Origin of the sequence: Rossellomorea vietnamensis (genome assembly GCF_001305855.1) — a bacterium.
Classification (GTDB): domain Bacteria; phylum Bacillota; class Bacilli; order Bacillales; family Bacillaceae_B; genus Rossellomorea; species Rossellomorea vietnamensis_A.
The window spans coordinates 112,334-129,997 of the sequence record NZ_LIXZ01000005.1 but is presented as its reverse complement, the minus strand read 5'-3'; the positions used below and the strand labels follow the sequence as shown (position 1 = coordinate 129,997).

Genomic DNA, 17,664 nt, shown 5'->3' with positions numbered 1-17,664 from the left:
TCTCCTATATTATGACATACATGGACCTGATTTTCACATGTTGCCTACGAGAATTTATTTATCTCCAGAGAGGTCTTTATCCCGTGAAGAATACTAGTATTTCCGGTTTTGAATTCTTTTTTGCTTCTCCATGACCTCATAGGATTTGTGGATGATGTCAGTTAAGACATCACCCTTATACACTCTTCCAATTTTTGTATTCTGCTGATAGTATTCTACAATTTCCTCCAATTTCTCTGACGTTTCTTTATTAATCCTTACATTAAGTTGCATTTTCCCTTGATCTGACAAGGTTCTTCCTCCTATTCTATTATTTTGATAGCAAATGCTATCACACTGTTATCACTAGTATAGCAGATGCTATAGAACATATACAAAGTTGAAATGTCATGTTAATTACCCAATAACAAAAAACCCGGGCAAATCCTGCCCAGGGTGATCAATCAATTTAGTTGTCTTCAATCGTGACTGCTACCGGATCGATATCCATCTCAACTTCGAGGTATGAATAATCATCCTTGTTCCCGTCCCGGTACCCCCAGAAGCCTTCTGTCTGATTTCCTTTTCTGAAGGTAAGTTGAAATCCTTCATCTTGAGAAAAGCTAAAGCTTTTCACTTCATCCTGACCATAATTATCAAGCAGGCTATAGCTTAAGTAGTTTGCAAGTGCCGGGTGCGGAGTTAATACTCCCGTATGTGGTGCCGCGTTATATTCGTAGTATTCGTAGTCTTTTGTCGACATTTTGTGGTCGCTGATTGTCAATACTTTCGATTCTACATTGTATTGATCACCTGATGTGATCCATGATAAACGGATATCTTTATACGTATGAGTTGATGGTGACAGCTCTGACTGACTTAAATCCACTAGTGATACACCGCCTCTTCCTTTTACTTCAACCGTTTTGGATGCGTTATCCACGATCATTGCGGTGTCCTCATCGATTCCATAAGATAATTCATTTTCTTTTCCATAGACTGTTGCCGTTGCAATCAGCCGTCCCAATCGTGCTTTTTTATCAAAGTGCTGGTCAACGATGCCATATGGGAAGAATCCAAGCCCCTGCTCAAGATACCCGGGTCCGCCTTCTTGCTGGGACATGCCATCATAGTTTTCAGTAAACCCCTTTGATAGTGTGTCGTAGCTTCCACCGCCTGCAATCATCACATCACTCATGATGGCGGCTCCTGCACTTGTACCACCAAGAACCGCTCCATTTCGGTAAATATCCCACATATTGCTGAGCACCTGTGATTTCGTTCCGTCTTCGTTCAATAAAGATTGTGTGATATTCGTTTGATCGCCTCCCACAAACCAGATCCCATCATACTCCAGGATGTGTTTTGCAAGACCAGGATCATTCTTGTTGTCCATCCAATCTTCTTCATTTTCTTTCGTCCCCTTAAAGTCATGATTCGATATAGGAAGGATATCGATGTTTTCCGCCTGTACTCCATATGAGATCAAATCTTCTTTAAAGGCATGTGAGGACTTCAAGCTGGAACTTGCTGCCGGGACGATTCCGATTTTCCTATTTTCACCCGCACGATTAATGAATTCGTTATAAACTTCTTCATTGCTGCTGCCTAAAGCCCCTCCGACGATCACCAAGCTTCCTTTTGTGTCAGGATCAAAAGAATTTTCGGGAACGTCGAGTGTTGATTCCTTAAAGTCTTGTTGCAGCCGATCTTTCCCACTAAGATTGATTTTCACAGGAGATACACCCATTTTCACATGCAGGATGGAGTAGGAATCTTTTTGACCATCTTGATAACCCCAGTAGCCATTCGTTTCATCCGTTTGTTTGAATATAAGCTCAAAGCCATTTCCTTTACTATCATAAAGATAGCTGGATACTTCTTCTACCGCTTCATTGTCTACCAACGAATAAGAAAGATAGTGCGGCAATGTCCCATAAGACGATAAGACCCCGGTGGCCGGAAGAGGTTTAAAGTTATAATATTCATAGTCCTTTGTTTCAAGCTTATCCTCAGCTATGGTGAATTCTTTCGTTTTCACCTGTAGCTCATCACCCGGGGAGAGATAACTGATATCAAGATCTCTAATTCTTTTTCCGGTTGTTGTTGAGTTTGAAGTATCTACAATGGTCACATTGTCTCTACCCAATACGGAAATGGTCCCTTCCTGATTGTTCACAACCATCGCCGTATCTTCATCGATTCCATAAGCTAAATCATCAGCTGTTTTGTAACGTAAGGCCGTAGCGACTAATCTGCCAAGGCGAGAGCGTTCATTGAAATGTTGATCGACAATCCCCCATTGAAAGAATCCAAGACCCTTCTCAATATAGACTGGTGCATATTCATCTTCAGGATTAGATACGTCCTCTGTTGTAAATTCCTGACGGAGGCCCCCTAAGCTGTCTCCACCCGTTATCATCACGTCACTCATAATGGCGGCTCCGGCGCTTGTCCCACCAAGTACGGCACCTTTCCGGTAAATACCCCATATTTCTTCCAGAGCTTTTGTCCTTTCTCCGTTCTCCTTCATTAATGTATCGGTGATTTTCAGCTGGTCGCCACCGACAAACCAAATGCCTGTGAGTTTTTTTATCCTTTTGGTAATGTGATGATTTTCAGCGTTCTTCTTCCATTTACTTTCATCCTCTTCTGTCGCTGAGAAATCATGAGAAGAAAAAGGGAGGATTTCTATGGATTTTTCATCCACTCCGTATGACATTAAATCTTCTTTGAATTGAACCGAAGATTTCAAAGAACCGGAAGCGGATGGAATGATCCCAATTTTTGCTTCCTTCTTTCCTCCGGATAATTCAATGAACTTTTCATACACATCCGAGTTACTGCTCCCTAATGCCCCTCCGACAATCACCAGGTTCCCTTTAATGTTCCCTTCCTTCTTTTTTGCCACGATTCCAGTAGTAGCCATACTGCTGATCACTGCCAAAACAGTCAATACAACGATCCCTTTTTTCACTTTCCCCCAATAACCAATCATCAACCATTCTCCCTTCCATTCATACTTTCATAAAGTTAACATGCAAACTCCATGCCAACTCTAAAATCTCCGAATTATCAGTCAAAAATGTGAGAATGGGTTCTAATTGGACCTTTCTGGCCACCCAGACTTTTACCCAATAACAAAAAAGCACCATCCCCTATCTTCAGAAATGAAGGGGATGATGCTTTCGATTCACTTTACGCAATATGTTCCACGCAGTAGGCAAGAAGAAGTCTCTCTTCGTCTTCTTCCAATTCAAAGTCCAGGAAGGACTCCGTGCTTCTCTCAATGATCGTGTATTGTACGATCCTTGCTCCATTTTCGTCCCGGACAAAAATGGCTTTTATGTAAATACCCTGTTCCGAATACAGTTCATCGTCTTCGGGTACGTCAATATCAAGCATCACTTCATATCGATCCCCGCTTAAAATACCTGTTGGATCTTTAAGTTCTTCCACATGATGATTAGTTATATTCATTTATTTATCTTCCTTTCAATATCAAACAAGTTTACACTTATTCTCCTATTATACACGTTCCATCACCCTTTTAAAAATGTATTCCCCCTCTGACGCAAAATGGTTTTGAATAGGCTTCCTTCGCAAACTTCGCTATAATAATGATAGATTTATCGTTTAAGGAGAGATTTGAAGTGAACTCTAAAGAAATGCAGGAAAAAATCATCCAAAATTATCAGAAAGACGAGCATATGATGATCCTTGTATTCGCACAATGGTGTGTGAATCACGATCTCAATCCCGCTGAACTTTATCAAAGGGCTTATCCCCAACAAGGAGATAATCCTGCACTGCAGCAAGGAATCGACTTGACCGTTTCTAAAGAAGAATCCGAAGAAATCCCAGACACCACCATACTCGGCGTCCTATCCCTATTCGGAAATGATGACCTGGCTCATGTCGTTACCGAAGAAATCAATAAACGGACCAAAGATATACGATAAACATGCATAGAGGGACGGACCTTGTTAGAGGTCCGTCCCTCTATTGTTTCTTCACATGAAATCAAAGTAATAACCCCCTCGGAATCCGTTCGAGAGGGATCTTATTTTATGACTCATCTACATTTTGAAGAAGGTTGAAAAGAAAATCATATATAAGCTCGTAAACCGACAGTAAGGTTTGGCTTTCATTAAAATCAGGGTGGTCATTCAAAGTGAAATTCAAGTCCCACAGTCCATCTTCACCATTAAACAACAGATCATAAGATGCTTCACCTTCAAGGGACTCATCTAAATAACGCTCAATCTGACTCCGATACTTCTTCTGCAGTTTTAACCCCAGCATCGCATCATAAGTACCAAATACATCGTCCTCTTCTACGGAAACGGCGTCCACTCCAATCATAGAGAACCATTTGGATTCAAGAAAAATGAACTCGTTTTTGTGTTGTTTCAAATAAGTGATCGGCTGATTGAGAAAGTCATCAGATTCTTCACCAATCAGTTCTTCGGTTTCTTTATCACAGCGCTCAATATACGCGTCCAGAAAGCGTGAATCGGCTTCCGGTTTGGCAACCTCGTCAGAATCCAGTAAACCGTGATGTAACACATATTCTCTCTCTTGTTTAAACAAATGAACAGGAACTTCAGATGCTTTCGTTTCATCGATATATTGCTGTATTCTTTTCTGTAACATTCAATTCCCTCCATATGGTTTCTTTCTTTACTTCCTTTATGTACTACTCTAATTCCAAGTATACAGGACAATGATCGCTGCCGTGAATATCGGGGTGAATTTCAGCTTTTGCTATTGAAGGGGCCAATAGATCGGAGACGATAAAATAATCAATCCTCCAACCGATATTTCGTTCACGTACGTTGCTCATATAAGACCACCAACTGAAGGCATCATCCTTATTAGGGTATAGATAACGAAAACTATCCACGAAGCCCTCCTGGAGCAGCAGACTCATTTTCCCCCTTTCTTCATCGGTGAAACCTGAATTTCCACGGTTTGACTTATCATTTTTAAGGTCAATTTCCGTATGTGCAACATTTAAGTCACCGCATAGAACGACCGGTTTATGAAGATTCAATCCTGTAAGATATTCCCTTAATGTATCCTCCCATTCAAGTCGTTCCTCGATCCTTGAAAGATCTCTTTTCGAATTAGGGGTATAGACATTCACCAAGTAAAAAGAATCATATTCACATGTTATGATTCTCCCTTCAGGTTCCATATGATCTTGAGTGAAACCATAAGAGACTGAGAGAGGTTTCTGTTTAGTGAAAACGGCAGTTCCTGAATACCCCTTCCGCAACGCATAATTCCAATATTGGTGGTAGCCCTTTAAATCCAGGGTGATCTGCCCTTCTTGAAGCTTGGTTTCCTGAAGACAGAAAATATCTGCATCCATGCTGTGAAAATAATCTAAAAATCCTTTTTTCACGCACGCTCTGATTCCATTTACATTCCATGATACTAATTTCATAGTAATCTAATTAACTCCTTTATTCATAACTTTCATCCCTTATTATCCTACCATAAAATCAACAATTGATATTTATTATACTGATATAACATACTGATTTGCGTATTACTATTTTAATATAACGATGATCTTATGTCGGAACTATCGTGCAATAACTGGGACGAATTCGACTTTCAGTAAATCAAAAAAGGATCCCATAATGGAATCCTTTTTTGATTTATTCAAATGGATTAGAAAGTTAATGTTACATCTGCGTCTTTTGCAAATTCTAGGAATGTGACTGCTCCACCCACTTCAATTCCATCCACAAATGCTTCTTTATCCAAGCCCATTACATCCATAGTCATTTGGCAACCAATAAAGGAAACCCCCATCTCCTGTGCCATTTCCACCAACTCAGGAATGCCGGGTACATTGGCTTTGGCAAATCCTTCTTGGAAGTGTTCTTTTCCTTCTGGCATTGGAAGCTGTTTGTGACCTTCTTTATGGATAAGGTTTAATCCTTCAAATGTAAAGAAAATGGCTACTTCCTGGTCAGTGGCTGCTGCTGCAGTTGCAATATTAAATACTTTATACGCATCAAATAATCCACCGTTACTTGCGATAATCGCTACTTTTCTACTCATTTTCCATTCCTCCAATTATAGGTTTTATTATTCATTTATCTATTGTGGTACAAATTCAAAAAAGATGATTATTTTGTAGGACCTTCCCATGACATCATTCCGCCGGTCATATTAATGACTTTAAACCCTTTGCTCTCAAGGAATTGTGAAGCTTGTCCACTTCTGCCTCCTGAACGGCATACCATGATATATTCTTTATTCTTGTCTAACTCATCCATACGACTTTCAATAGAGCCCAACGGAATATGTTTAGCATCCGGAATCATTCCTGAAGCTACTTCATCATCTTCACGGACGTCTATAATGTTTAAATATTGGCTGCCTTCCGTTACTAACTCTTCAACTTGTTTAGCAGTTAATTGTTTCATTGTGTATTCCTCCTAATGTTCTGATGTGAATAGCAACTGTATGTACATATAATATACCTGTATGGGTATATTGTCAACCCAATAAAGGCGTGATGACATAACCATCACCACGCAGGGTTCTTTCCTCTAAACACTACTTTTTTATATACTCACTTATTTCCTGAAAGATTTCTTCTCTAATCATATTCACCTTTGAGAAGTCCATGGCCCCTATATAGATGGATTCGAGTTGTTCACGAAGATTCTTCGCTTCTTTAAGATATGAGATTGCTTCATTCATTTTATCCTTATACGCTTTTGTCGTCCGTTCGATATCGACAGCATATTTTTCATCTGTTCCCTCGGTAATGCATCTTTCATACATATCGATGATTTCGTCTGATTCGCGATCGGGAAAATATTCATGTGGTGCTGTGCTATCGAAAATCGCGATCCCTTTTTCTCTGATGATCAACATATCAAGACTATTGGGGTCAAATCCACAATGATAGACCTCTACGTCAAAGCCTTTCAATTCTGCAGCAGAAGCAATTTTCTTTAACATCGTTGACTTTCCGGAACCTGCACGCCCTTTGATGAAGTAACGCTTTCCAACATCCTCCGTTAAATTCTGAATGTAGTCAACTGCCCCATCAGGAGTAGCGGCACCTAAGAACCGATGTTTTACTGTTGAGGATTTAGGCAGGCTGTTATCTTCAAAAAACAGTGAAATTAACTCGTTTGTTAATTCATTGGCTTCTGCGAAGTCCATGTTCGAAATATAGATTTCTTCAATGTCATCATGGGCACTCAGGGATGACGCAAAAGTATGATAAGCTTTCTGAAAGAGTGAGGCAATTTTATCATTTAAAGCAAGGATTTCTTCCTTATGCCCGGACAGTTCATCACGGTCCCATGCCACTCCTAAATTCACATACTCTTCAATCACACCGGGTGCTTTTGGTTCTATAATATGAGGAGCTGTCCCATCCACAATCCCTATACCGAACTCAGGAAGGAGAACACCGTCGATGGATTGATTATCGGAAGCACAATGTAAATAGTCCACGTTTAACCCATTTTCTTCAAAACGTTTTCCAATCGTTTTCATTAATGAGGATTTTCCTGTTCCCGGACCACCCTTTAAAATATATATCCGCTCTAACCCATCGAGTACTGAATCATAAAGACTGTAAAATCCTTTTGCCGTATTCCCTCCAGCATAATAATGACGAATCTTTCCTGTCATGAAACCACCCTTTCACATCATTTATTTAAACATATGATGCGGGATCTAAATAGGTGAATACCCACCGGCTTAAACGTAAAAGAGCATTCCCACGAATGGAAATGCTCTTTTACGTTTATCCTTTTCATCAATCGTCTCCGTTTAGGAAATCCCCGATTCCACCAAGTATACTTCCTTCACCCGTGGAACGTCCTCCTCCTGGAGCATTTGCATAGATACGCTCCGCTAACCGGCTAAATGGAAGAGACTGTATCCATACCGTCCCTGGACCACGGACAGTAGCAAAAAACAGACCTTCACCACCGAGGAAAGCCGATTTGATTTTGCCGACATATTCTATATTGTAGTCCACTTCTTTTGTCATGGCCACTAAACAACCCGTATCCACCCGCAGCACTTCTCCAGGCTGAAGATCTCTTCTATAAATCGTTCCCCCTGCATGGAGAAAGGCTAAACCGTCCCCTTCAAGCTTCTGCATAATGAAACCTTCCCCTCCAAAGAAGCCGGTTCCTAATTTCTTTTGAAAATCGATTCCGACAGAGACTCCCTTAGCAGCACAAAGAAAGGCATCCTTTTGACAAATCACTTTACCGCCTAATTCACTTAAATCGACTGGAATGATTTTTCCCGGATATGGAGCAGCGAAAGATACATGCTTTTTTCCCATTCCGTCATTGGTGAAGACGGTCATGAATAAGCTTTCCCCGGTCAAAACACGTTTTCCTGCCCCCACGAGCTTACCGAGGAACCCTCCAGTCCCTCTTCCCTGAGATCCGTCACCGAAGATCGTTTCCATACCGATACCATCTTCCATCATCATCATGCCACCAGCTTCGGCTACTGCACTTTCTCCCGGATCTAATTCTATCTCCACAAACTGCATATCGTCCCCGTGCAATTTGTATTCAATTTCATGTGAATTCATTTCCTGTTCCTCCTCTATTTACATGCATATTTACCTATTCTTCATGAGGAAGGAATTTCCCTTCTCGAATCATATTTTCACAATAATAAGAATTCGCACTGAAAAACCCCTTCGCTCGATTGATTACGAAGGGGTTTGCATTATGATTTTTACGGTCGGGGAATATTTTTACCGTAAAAAATTTCATCCATTTCCATTTTTAGTTTTTCTGTAATCTCATCAACCTCATCCTCTTCCAGTCTATCCTTTGTATAACCAAATAAATAATTGTTTAAATCGAACTCTTTCAATTTGCATTTTGTATGAAAAATGTTTTGAGGATAAACATTTACATCGATCATGTCATACTCATCCTTGATTTCTTCAGGAATGTAATTCTGAATGGAATTGATGTCATGGTCGATGAATAGCTTCCTTCCATTAATATCCCTGGTGAATCCTCGCACGCGATAATCCATTGTCATGATATCTGTATCGAAGGAGTGAATTAAATAATTCAGTGCCTTAAGGGGCGAAATTTCCCCGCATGTAGAAACATCGATGTCTGCCCTGAATGTAGAAATTCCTTCATGTGGATGATACTCCGGATAGGTATGGACCGTAATATGACTCTTATCAAGATGCATCGTCACAGTTGAAGGCAATGGACCGGGTGATTCATCAAAATGCTCCGTCGGCACTTCGACGATCGGCCCTTCCGATACCAGGATGGTCACACTGGCACCTTGAGGAACATAGTCCTGTTTCGCTACGTTCAGGACATGTGCCCCGATAATATCCGAAACGTGGGTGAGGATCTTTGTCAGTCTATCGGCGTTGTACTGTTCATCGATGTATTCAATATAGGCTTCCCGTTCCTCACGGGTCTTTGTATAACAGATATCATACATATTAAAACTCAACGACTTCGTTAAGTTATTGAATTCATGCAGTTGAATCCGTTCTTCATGAGATAATTTCATTGCTTATTTCCCCCTTTATGTAAATATTGAAGCTACCCTATTTAGTTATCTTACCCAGAGCCATCTAAACTAAAACAGGCCGACCTGATTGAAAATGGTGTAGAATGGGTACTGAGCAAAGAGAGTAGCCTTCTCTTTTTACTTCTTTATTAATTTGGTTACAATGGAAGATAGAATGGAGTGTTAGCGTTTGAGACGATTATTTATTCTAATCATGATTATTGTGGTTGCATATATATCAAAACCCGCCTGGGAAGAGAAAATAGAAGCGGCAGGTTTTGACACTGCGCTCTCAAAAATTGAAGAAATGAAGAACAATCCGAAAGTACAGGATGCCTTTGAACAAATCTCCCAGGAAGTGAACCTGCTCCTGATAAAGCTGGACGAGTCATTCCGTGATCTCGAGAACACCTCTGACACGAAGAAAGAAGACCCTGTCGAGAAGCCTGCTTTAACAGTCCCAAGTGAGCAAAGGTTTTCTATCTATAATATTGAGATCGGGGACTCCAAAGAAAGTGTCGAGTCAGAAGTCGGGGAAGCGAAGAGAAAATCAAGCAATGAATACGGTGTTTCATGGTATGCCTATCATGAAAACTATCGGAACTTCCTAATGGTCTCCTATGATCAAAACCAACATGTGAATGGGCTGTTCACCAATCAAGATCTTCTCTCCTCTGATTCAGGGATAAAGATGGGCGTTTCCAAAGAGGTGGTACAGAACGAACTTGGGGAGCCCTTAACCAATATCCGGAAGGGACTGACATTATATCAGCTGCAAAATAACGGGGAACAGGATGTATACCAGATCGATGGAAGCTATGTGACCATCTTTTATGATAAACATGAAGATGATACAGTCACCGCCATCCAGATCATCGACGGGAACTTGGAAGCAAATAAGAAAAACTTCTATACGAAAGGAAGTTCTGAATTGAAAGAAGGGTTTGAATTTCAACTGTTCGACCTTACGAATGCGATACGGGTAGAGAAAGGACTGAACGTTCTTTCATGGGACAGTCTGGTGAGGGATACGGCAAGGAAACATAGCCTCGACATGGCGGAACAGGATTATTTCAGTCATACGAATCTTGATGGCCAGTCTCCTTTTGATCGTATGGAAGAAGATCAGGTAGCCTTTCGCACTGCAGGGGAAAACCTGGCATACGGTCAGCTAAGTTCAATCTTCGCCCACGAAGGACTGATGAATTCCAAAGGGCATAGAGATAATATCCTACAGCCACACTACGAACACTTAGGTATAGGGGTCGCCTTTAATGAAAAATCCCAGCCTTATTATACAGAGAATTTTTATAGTGACTGACATAAGCTCCAGCGACCTCGAGCCGCTGGAGCTTGATGAAAACTAAAAAAACAAGCGGGATAAAGTTCTCCCGCTTGTTTTTTGGTTTCGTTATAAATGCTTTGAGATCATGACTTGGATGGAGGAATCTCACATCCATTTTCATCACATGCCAACCCATCCGTACCAAGGGGCTGAAGAGTTGAAGGTTTATTTTCCTCTTCCCACACTTTTTGTATGGAGTTCAAGAATACATCACTTGGTTGAGCCCCTGAAATGGCATACTTACGATTAATAACAAAGAATGGCACACCTTGTACACCGATTTGCCTCGCTTCTTCCTCGTCTCGTCGAACCTCTTCCGAGAAATCACTTCCCTCAAGGACGGCAACCGTCTCTTCTTCACCCAGCCCAGCTTGTTTCGCTAATTCCACGAGGGTTTCCCTGTCACCTATATGTTTAGAGAGGGTAAAGTGAGCATACAGCAGGATTTCTGTCATCTCCGCTTCCTTCCCTATTGTTTTTGCATATTTAGTCAGGCGGTGAGCCTCAAACGTATTAGTCGGTATGCTTGAATCAAACTGGAAATCAAGTCCGACAGTGGCTGCTTGCTGACTCATACGATCGGTCATGCTTTTAGCTTCCTCAAGAGATGTTCCGTACTTTTTTGAAAGGAGCTCTTGAATACTATATTCCGTATTGACCGGAGCGCCCGGATCGAGTTCAAAACTTTTGAATTCAATTTCAACCGAATCCCTATGGGGGAAATCCTCCAGTGCCTTCTCTAAATGACGTTTTCCTATATAGCAGAACGGACATACATAATCTGACCATACTTCAATTTTCAATCCTACCACCTCAATCATCGTTTTCAATTCGTACTAGATCGTACCATAGAACCACTAATCTATCATGAGATTTGCTCAGGGATTTACTAATACCGGGGTTTCCCCTTCGTCCTTCTTTTAACCCTAGCAGCATGACAGCGGTCACAGATAGGAAATCCGAAGTTCGGGGGAAGTTTCTTTCCGCATTGCTTACATGTTTGTGTTAAACTTGTGACTTCTGTCCGCAGGCTCTCGTGAACGCCATCGGCAATTTCACTCCTGATTCGTTCCCAATAGTAAGCCTCCGTCTGTCTGCCCAATCGGTATAAAAACAAAAGATGTAGACCGACTGCTTTATACGAAACTTCCTTTTGCTCCAGATTCGTGCTTTTCAACTGTGGTTCAGGCAGCTCTTCATCTTCTACAATGGCATGCATACACTGTAGCCACTGCTCCGTTAACTGTGTTTCTTTCTTGGAAAAAGGAAGATGGAGAAAGCCGTAAAGATCATTTAATGAAAGTTTGGCTTCAATATCCGTTCCACGGATTAATTCATATAGTTCCCTTTCTTCAAAAAGTGTCGCTTTTTCCGTACCGTATGGACTGTTGAACTTGTCCCATAAAGAGAAGAACGTGTCCATGTCATGGTAATGTCTTTGAAAACGTTCAAACACGCCTCTTGTAGGTGCGATGGCAAACGTCTCGAGGGATTGGTCAGGCTTTTCAAGAAGCTGCTTCATCACTTTTATGTCCTTCGAGAAAGCCACTTTCCCCTCATTGTAAATCCCTTTTCTCCCTGCGCGCCCGGCAATCTGCTTTACTTCCTGTGAGGTCAGCCTTCTCCTCCTCGTCCCATCAAACTTATCCGTTTCCAGGAAAACGATCCTGCGTATCGGCAGGTTCAGTCCCATACCGATTGCATCGGTCGCAACAATCATATTCGTTTTTCCCTTAATGAACTGCATCATCTGTCTCTTCCTCGTTTCAGGAGGCATGCTTCCATAGATCATACTGACTTTATGGCCGTTATTTTGTAATCTTGAAGCGGTATCCAACACCTTCTTCCTTGAAAAACAAACGACTGCGTCTCCTTTTTTAGCATGTCTCAATTGAAATTCTTTTGATTCAACTTCAAGGGGGATGTCTCTTTTGTATTCATAAATCTCGACGTTATCTTCCCCGACCAATCCCATCAGAAGATCCCGGACATTTTCACTTCCAATGATATGGACCTCTTTGGCTCTCGCCTTTGTAATGGCACGATACCAGGAGAAGCCCCTATCCTGATCGGCGAGCATCTGGGCCTCATCGATCACGATCACTTCATATTCATCACTTTCACGAAACATTTCAACCGTCGATGAAACATGGTGTGCATCAGGGACTTCTTTCTCTTCTTCCCCGGTTTTCAAATTACATGGGACGCCATCTGCATTCAATGTATCGAATACTTCCAGAGCGAGTAAACGAAGTGGTGCCAAATACATACCGCTCCGGGCTGCTTTCATACGGCTGATTGCATGATGTGTTTTCCCGGTATTGGTTTCACCGATATGGAGGATATAGTGGATGTCGCCTCTGAACGAAGGACTATATTCCCTACCAAATATCTCTTCCAGTATTCGTTCCTCTTCCTCTTGCTTCCGTTTTAATTCAGCCAGTTCAGCTGCTTTTCTTGCCTCCCGCTTCTCGAGATCCTTTTCATATAAGGAAAGGTGAACAGCTGTATTAAAAGGGATTTCTGTAAGTCTGTGTAAATCTTGAATATACTCCTCTTGAATCAGGGTAAAAAAGTTCGATTTCAGCGTCAAAAGAAAGTGATGACTGAGTCTGCTCAGCCTTTCTTCTGTGAGCTCCTCACCGTACACGGTCAGATATCCCTTCCTCAATTCTTCGGGCATGTGTTCGAAGAGAGACCGATACACCACCTGCTCTATGTGGTAATAGACAAAGCGTTCATACGGATAGTAATACGTTTCATATTCCCATAAATGTCCATCCCAATGTTCACTTTTTTTGTGAATTGACCCGGTGAATTCTGTTAAAAAATCAGAAACGGTGACAAAGTATTCCTTTGTATAGCGTCCTTCTTCTTCTAATTTCTCTTCCAGCATATACGGTTCAACAGATCGGTATTTTGTTTTGGTTCGGATATCGTTCATGCATTTATTAGCGAATATCCATCGTAATTCCACATACCAGTGAGTCTCTAACCTTTCCATTTGTTGGCTGATGAAAGAAAGAATCTTTTTTTGACTCTCTTTTTGAAGAAAAGCCTGCTTTTTTTCTTCTTTATTCTTAATAAACGCCTTTCGAACCTCTTGATGGCGTTCTTTCCAATCTTCTTCTGATATGGGTTTGTCCTGTATCCAGTTTAAGATATGGAAAGGCTGATACTCTCTGATTTCATTTCTGAACAATTTGTTGATCAATTTCTTATCCGTACCTTCAATATCGTAGCCTTTCTCTCTGAGAAAAGCTTTTTTATGACTCCGCAAGACATCATTGGTTACTTTATTAAGCCAAATATTCAGCCATATTTGATGAAAGAAAGCACTCCTTTCCTTCAAATAATCCTTAAATGAAGGACACTCTTCGTGTTTCTCCAGGAAAAGTGTGATATCTTCCTCGATTTTCTGTTTCGTTTCCTCTATTGCTTCTTCTCGAAGTATGTGAAGCTTTTGCATGGTTAGACCCCTTTTTATCGTGATACAGATTTCTCTTCTATGTACTTTATAGTGTATGTATTTCTTCTACAACTAACAATTCACTTGCTCAAATAAGTCATTATATCACACAAGCGAATATTCCATCATTTATTTGGAGCATGAGTGAAAATTGACTTGCCTCAGATTTTATTTCTTTCAATGACCTCTCCCATAGCAATCGTTAATTCCCTGGTAAGTTCAGCAACCATTTTATCGAATGCGTTTTGCAGGACCTTTGCCACTGGGCTTGTGGATTCAATGGATAAGCTTCCTGTCATTCTTGTTATAGCGGTGTTTACTTCATCCGCTTTGAAATATCCTGCACCCGTGAACCTTTGATTGATACCCTGTAACGTGAACTTCACTTCTGATGGTTCCTTCCAATCTGTAATTCTCACATTCACATGGATCTTTTTTGTCACCACCCCATAATGAACAGTGAATTTCCACGTCGATTGATTATCAGAATAAATGGTATGCTCCTTATATCCCGGCACAAGTGGAGCCCAAGCATTTATATCACGAATAAAGGTCCATACATCTGATCGCGATGCATTGACATTCACATGATGTATTCCATTTCCCATTAGAAATACCTCCCCTTAGAATGAGATCGTTTCCTCCTCCACCTGCTTTCTCCCCTGTATGTCCGCAGGTGGGACTTAGGTGAATAGTATGAATGGGAATGGACTATTATGACTGATGAACCTAATAAATAGAGAGGCACCGACAATTCGAAGCCTCTCTAGCTGCTATTTGATGATGTTCTTGACAATCCGGGGAACTTCCCGCAGTTCCTTCACTTCATAATCCGGGACAACCTTTTGGGGTGTTTGTCCCCGCCGATTAATCCATATCGTTTTGATACCCAGCCTTGAAGCCCCCAGGATATCTGTGTTTAAGTTATCTCCAACCATGATTACTTCATCTTTATGAAGGCTCAGCCTCTCTAATGCATGATGGAACATCGCAGGATCCGGTTTTCCTTTCCCGATATCCCCGGAGATGATGATTTCTTGAAAATAAGGGAGAAGTTCAGGGGTTTTATCCAGCTTCGTATTTTGTAAATGAGGAGAACCATTCGTTAATAACAACAGTTGGTAGTTTTCCTTCATTTCATTTAATACAAGGAACGTATCTTCATATACATAAGGCCGTTGTTTTCTTTCCTGACGAAATTTCTCGGATAATTCTTCACCAAGTACGGAATCCGTTATGCCCAGAGAATTCAAGCCCCTGGTCCATGATTCTTTGCGATATGATGGGACGGTTTCTTTCATTTTAAGGAAGTTCTCATCATGTTCATCCAGGAAATCTCCCCAAAGGCCTTCAAAAGGATTGATTCCAATATTCTGTGTGAACTCATATGTATCATATGTTGCATACAGCTCCCTGGCAGCTTCCCTGACGCTTGACTCAAGTGCTTGGGGATTTGCCCCTGCCTTCTGGTGTGCATAATCGCATGTTGCTTTGAAAGCTTTTTCAATGCTTTTCGAGTCCCATAATAAAGTATCATCTAAATCAAACAGGATGGCTTTGATCACTCTCATCTCTCCCTTAAAGTATTCAACTTATAGTTTAGATTACTAGCTATATGTGAAATAGTAAACCAGAAGGATAAAATAAATTATTGCGTTATTTTCAATACTATTAGGGAATATAACTAAAAACAGAGTAAAACGAGGTGAAATCAATATGTGGATTGTATATGCAAGTATTGCCTTATTTGTTATTGCCCTGATTATGCTTGGTGTAGCAGTAATGAGGACCCTCAAGACTACACGTCCCATTGTGAATGAAATGAATCAAACGGTAGCCAATATTCAATCGAGGATGGATAAAATCTCTTCAGAAGCAACTCAGCTTCAGGAAACACAGGGAGAGATCCAAAGTGATATCCAATATAAAAAGTCCACTTTTACAGGCACCATTCAAGAGGTAAAACGTACGCCCGAAGTAGTAAAAGAATTTGTTAAGAGTATGAAAAAGTAGTGTTCTGTCACCTTGCTGTAAGCAGGGTGATTTTTAATAAGGATCTTTAGTTTACATAATTATACTATAGTTAATCTCAAACCTTTCTTCTCCCAACTTATTCATGATACAATCGACTACATTAATTACGAGGAGGAAAAGCTATGAAAAAATGGGCATTTGTTTCAGACTTCGATGGAACCATTTCTAAAAAGGATTTTTACCATCTCGTCCTGGAGAAATATTTTCATGAAGGAGCTGCTTTGTTTACCAAATGGAAGGCAGGTGAAATGAAGGACATCGATTTTTTGACTACCGTCTTTTCATCGATTCATCAAGACGAAACTCAAATCATAGAGGATATCCATTCATTGGATATCGATGAACATGTCACTTCCTTCATCCGTAAAGTCCAAGCTCAAGGAGGAGATTTCTATATCCTTAGTGCGGGAACGGATTATTATATCCACCATATTCTTCAAAAACACGGAATCACAGATGTTAAAGTATTCTCAAATGAAGGCTATTATCAGGACAAGAATGTACATATGAATATCGACCCTGATCATCCCCATTACTCAGAGCGATATGGGATTAATAAATCCAAAGTGATTGCTGAGCTGAAAGAAGAGTACGATACGATTTACTTTGCCGGTGATAGCGAACCGGATAGCCACCCTGCTGAAGTGGCTGATGTCACCTTTGCCATGAAGGCATTACAGAGTATCCTTTGGGAACTCGGAATCCCGTTTATTAAAGTAAATGACTTTCATGAAATAGACCGTTACTTGACAGATAGAGGTGTATTACAGTAAATCACTTTGCACATTTATATCATGCATGATACACTTAATTAGCCTCTCCCGGACATTCGCTTGTTGCGGGACACTTAACCATGTACGGACGGGAGGGGCCTCGATATGTTCATACAGAGACTGAATCCATCATTTTTGGATTCAGTCTTTTTGGTTTGAATGATTTTCAAAAAATGGTGATGCCTGAATTTCATGCAAGGAAATACAAAAATAAAAAAGCCAGCCCCCGATTGGGAACTGACTTGAGATACTAAAAATTATGAGCCACAGTTGCCGTAATTTGATATAAGAAAGTTTTAAACCACCACTCCTCAAAGTGGGTGTTTGCAGAAGGTTTCCTGTCGTCCTCAATCGTGGAGGCTTGACATTCCAACTTCGATGTAAAACTCCCTATTACAGTTTAAAGGTTAAAACTTCGTTATGATTACGTACAACGCAGCCTGTATTAGTATGATACAACATCAATTGAATTATTTCAACTGTTGTTTTTCATCAAGGTGAAA

Annotated in this window: 18 protein-coding genes and 1 other RNA gene; 4 read left to right on the top strand and 15 right to left on the bottom strand. The window is 40.8% G+C overall.

Going from position 1 to position 17,664, the window contains the following annotated elements; all coding sequences use genetic code 11:
- Positions 1-93: 93 nt before the first annotated feature.
- The 3 genes from AM506_RS08080 to AM506_RS08070 form a co-directional block, all read right to left on the bottom strand.
- Positions 94-291: a hypothetical protein gene (locus tag AM506_RS08080; protein ID WP_060671988.1), complete on the bottom strand. Its 198-nt coding sequence runs from the start codon at positions 289-291 to the stop codon at positions 94-96.
- Positions 292-448: 157 nt separating this feature from the next.
- Entirely contained in the window at positions 449-2,977 is a 2,529-nt protein-coding gene (locus AM506_RS08075) for a cyanophycinase (protein WP_082386277.1), read from the bottom strand.
- Between the two features lie 200 nt (positions 2,978-3,177).
- The gene (locus AM506_RS08070) at positions 3,178-3,459 is read right to left on the bottom strand and encodes a DUF6509 family protein (protein WP_060671987.1); all 282 of its coding nucleotides are present in this window, start codon (positions 3,457-3,459) and stop codon (positions 3,178-3,180) included.
- Positions 3,460-3,632: 173 nt separating this feature from the next.
- Between AM506_RS08070 and AM506_RS08065 the strand changes: the two genes are divergently transcribed.
- Positions 3,633-3,941 (top strand): hypothetical protein, encoded by a 309-nt coding sequence (locus tag AM506_RS08065; RefSeq protein WP_082386276.1) that lies wholly within the window; start codon positions 3,633-3,635, stop codon positions 3,939-3,941.
- A 106-nt stretch (positions 3,942-4,047) separates the two neighbouring features.
- On the opposite strand, the gene AM506_RS08060 is transcribed toward AM506_RS08065, so the two are convergent.
- From AM506_RS08060 to speD, 7 genes are all read right to left on the bottom strand, one after another.
- Positions 4,048-4,635 (bottom strand): hypothetical protein, encoded by a 588-nt coding sequence (locus AM506_RS08060; RefSeq protein WP_060671985.1) that lies wholly within the window; start codon positions 4,633-4,635, stop codon positions 4,048-4,050.
- A gap of 43 nt (positions 4,636-4,678) precedes the next feature.
- The gene (locus AM506_RS08055) at positions 4,679-5,431 is read right to left on the bottom strand and encodes an exodeoxyribonuclease III (protein WP_060671984.1); all 753 of its coding nucleotides are present in this window, start codon (positions 5,429-5,431) and stop codon (positions 4,679-4,681) included.
- 230 nt (positions 5,432-5,661) lie between these two features.
- Entirely contained in the window at positions 5,662-6,057 is a 396-nt protein-coding gene (locus AM506_RS08050; protein WP_060671983.1) for a DsrE/DsrF/DrsH-like family protein, read from the bottom strand.
- A gap of 68 nt (positions 6,058-6,125) precedes the next feature.
- Positions 6,126-6,425, bottom strand: coding sequence for a rhodanese-like domain-containing protein (locus tag AM506_RS08045; RefSeq protein ID WP_060671982.1), 300 nt, complete (start codon positions 6,423-6,425; stop codon positions 6,126-6,128).
- 133 nt (positions 6,426-6,558) lie between these two features.
- Positions 6,559-7,653 (bottom strand): PRK06851 family protein, encoded by a 1,095-nt coding sequence (locus AM506_RS08040; protein ID WP_060671981.1) that lies wholly within the window; start codon positions 7,651-7,653, stop codon positions 6,559-6,561.
- A gap of 127 nt (positions 7,654-7,780) precedes the next feature.
- Entirely contained in the window at positions 7,781-8,578 is a 798-nt protein-coding gene (locus AM506_RS08035; RefSeq protein ID WP_060671980.1) for a TIGR00266 family protein, read from the bottom strand.
- A gap of 149 nt (positions 8,579-8,727) precedes the next feature.
- The gene (speD, locus tag AM506_RS08030; RefSeq protein WP_060671979.1) at positions 8,728-9,540 is read right to left on the bottom strand and encodes an adenosylmethionine decarboxylase; all 813 of its coding nucleotides are present in this window, start codon (positions 9,538-9,540) and stop codon (positions 8,728-8,730) included.
- 190 nt (positions 9,541-9,730) lie between these two features.
- Between speD and AM506_RS08025 the strand changes: the two genes are divergently transcribed.
- Complete coding sequence (locus tag AM506_RS08025) at positions 9,731-10,861, top strand: CAP domain-containing protein (protein WP_235576076.1); 1,131 nt, start codon at positions 9,731-9,733, stop codon at positions 10,859-10,861.
- Positions 10,862-10,968: 107 nt separating this feature from the next.
- On the opposite strand, the gene AM506_RS08020 is transcribed toward AM506_RS08025, so the two are convergent.
- The 4 genes from AM506_RS08020 to AM506_RS08005 all read right to left on the bottom strand — a co-directional run bounded on the left by AM506_RS08020 (position 10,969) and on the right by AM506_RS08005 (position 15,919).
- Positions 10,969-11,688: a DsbA family oxidoreductase gene (locus AM506_RS08020; RefSeq protein ID WP_060671978.1), complete on the bottom strand. Its 720-nt coding sequence runs from the start codon at positions 11,686-11,688 to the stop codon at positions 10,969-10,971.
- Positions 11,689-11,774: 86 nt separating this feature from the next.
- Positions 11,775-14,354 carry a DEAD/DEAH box helicase gene (locus AM506_RS08015; protein WP_060671977.1) on the bottom strand — a complete coding sequence of 860 codons (2,580 nt, stop codon included), beginning with the start codon at positions 14,352-14,354 and terminating at the stop codon, positions 11,775-11,777.
- Between the two features lie 161 nt (positions 14,355-14,515).
- Entirely contained in the window at positions 14,516-14,962 is a 447-nt protein-coding gene (locus AM506_RS08010) for a CoxG family protein (protein WP_060671976.1), read from the bottom strand.
- A gap of 165 nt (positions 14,963-15,127) precedes the next feature.
- Positions 15,128-15,919, bottom strand: coding sequence for an HAD family hydrolase (locus AM506_RS08005; protein ID WP_060671975.1), 792 nt, complete (start codon positions 15,917-15,919; stop codon positions 15,128-15,130).
- A gap of 151 nt (positions 15,920-16,070) precedes the next feature.
- On the opposite strand from AM506_RS08005, the gene AM506_RS08000 reads away from it, so the two are divergent.
- Both AM506_RS08000 and AM506_RS07995 read left to right on the top strand, forming a co-directional pair.
- Complete coding sequence (locus tag AM506_RS08000; RefSeq protein WP_060671974.1) at positions 16,071-16,367, top strand: DUF948 domain-containing protein; 297 nt, start codon at positions 16,071-16,073, stop codon at positions 16,365-16,367.
- Positions 16,368-16,510: 143 nt separating this feature from the next.
- Positions 16,511-17,161: an MtnX-like HAD-IB family phosphatase gene (locus AM506_RS07995; RefSeq protein ID WP_060671973.1), complete on the top strand. Its 651-nt coding sequence runs from the start codon at positions 16,511-16,513 to the stop codon at positions 17,159-17,161.
- A gap of 257 nt (positions 17,162-17,418) precedes the next feature.
- On the opposite strand, the gene ssrS is transcribed toward AM506_RS07995, so the two are convergent.
- Positions 17,419-17,606: non-coding RNA, 6S RNA (gene ssrS, locus AM506_RS07990), on the bottom strand.
- Positions 17,607-17,664: the final 58 nt, after the last annotated feature.

Coding starts and splice junctions, on each gene's coding strand:
- AM506_RS08045 (WP_060671982.1), bottom strand. CDS start 6,425: ATGAAACAATTAACTGCTAAACAAGTTGAAGAGTTAGTAACGGAAGGC.
- AM506_RS07995 (WP_060671973.1), top strand. CDS start 16,511: ATGAAAAAATGGGCATTTGTTTCAGACTTCGATGGAACCATTTCTAAA.
- AM506_RS08035 (WP_060671980.1), bottom strand. CDS start 8,578: ATGAATTCACATGAAATTGAATACAAATTGCACGGGGACGATATGCAG.
- AM506_RS08075 (WP_082386277.1), bottom strand. CDS start 2,977: ATGATTGGTTATTGGGGGAAAGTGAAAAAAGGGATCGTTGTATTGACT.
- AM506_RS08070 (WP_060671987.1), bottom strand. CDS start 3,459: ATGAATATAACTAATCATCATGTGGAAGAACTTAAAGATCCAACAGGT.
- AM506_RS08010 (WP_060671976.1), bottom strand. CDS start 14,962: ATGGGAAATGGAATACATCATGTGAATGTCAATGCATCGCGATCAGAT.
- AM506_RS08060 (WP_060671985.1), bottom strand. CDS start 4,635: ATGTTACAGAAAAGAATACAGCAATATATCGATGAAACGAAAGCATCT.
- AM506_RS08000 (WP_060671974.1), top strand. CDS start 16,071: ATGTGGATTGTATATGCAAGTATTGCCTTATTTGTTATTGCCCTGATT.
- speD (WP_060671979.1), bottom strand. CDS start 9,540: ATGAAATTATCTCATGAAGAACGGATTCAACTGCATGAATTCAATAAC.
- AM506_RS08040 (WP_060671981.1), bottom strand. CDS start 7,653: ATGACAGGAAAGATTCGTCATTATTATGCTGGAGGGAATACGGCAAAA.
- AM506_RS08055 (WP_060671984.1), bottom strand. CDS start 5,431: ATGAAATTAGTATCATGGAATGTAAATGGAATCAGAGCGTGCGTGAAA.
- AM506_RS08050 (WP_060671983.1), bottom strand. CDS start 6,057: ATGAGTAGAAAAGTAGCGATTATCGCAAGTAACGGTGGATTATTTGAT.
- AM506_RS08015 (WP_060671977.1), bottom strand. CDS start 14,354: ATGCAAAAGCTTCACATACTTCGAGAAGAAGCAATAGAGGAAACGAAA.